The sequence below is a fragment of the Candidatus Pelagibacter communis genome (genome assembly GCF_001180165.1).
GTDB classification, from domain to species: domain Bacteria; phylum Pseudomonadota; class Alphaproteobacteria; order Pelagibacterales; family Pelagibacteraceae; genus Pelagibacter; species Pelagibacter ubique_P.
Window position 1 is genome coordinate 1 of record NZ_CVSQ01000035.1, and the last position, 624, is coordinate 624.

Sequence of the window (624 nt, forward strand, 5' to 3'; positions counted from 1 at the left end):
CGGTTTTGGGTCGTCCGCCAGAAAAAGTAAAAGAGTTTCTACATTCCTAGATAAATGTAACAGTATGCAACTTTTCTGTATAATGTTATCTTAAAAAGTGTAAATTCAGGCCTATTTTGGGAGTAGACTATGGTTAAAATTGCTATTATTTTATCTTTTCAATAAGTTCATTATTGAGAGTTTGCAATGTAACATATATAAAATTCAGATCAGAATGTTGGTCTTCTTTTTTCAAATATTGTTTTGTATCTAAAAAGGGATAGTGTTGTGATTTTTTTGTATTTTTCCAAACAGAATATGCTTGAACAACACCAAGTGTGCCTGGAAGACTAAAATCTATGTCTTGTTTGTTAATAAAAATATAATCACAAGCAAAATCACCAATTCCCCATTTATCCTCTTTTTGGAAATATGTATAGCCTAAATCGACTAAGCTCTCTGGTTGAATTTTATTTTCAAGAGATAGATCTGCCACAACTCGAGGAACATAATCACCTCCAATATTTTTAACTGGGTTGGTTTCTCTTTTTTTGTATTCAAAAGGAGATAACTGAGGATATCTCATATTTGGAATAGAAGCATGATCCTTTCTTTTTTCATACCGATCTACTAATAAATTAGCTA

1 pseudogene is annotated in these 624 nt (G+C 30.8%); it reads right to left on the reverse strand.

Annotated elements, in window-relative coordinates:
• Positions 1 to 145: 145 nt before the first annotated feature.
• Positions 146 to 624, reverse strand: a pseudogene (locus tag AMN88_RS04565) ((E)-4-hydroxy-3-methylbut-2-enyl-diphosphate synthase); the annotation flags it as partial.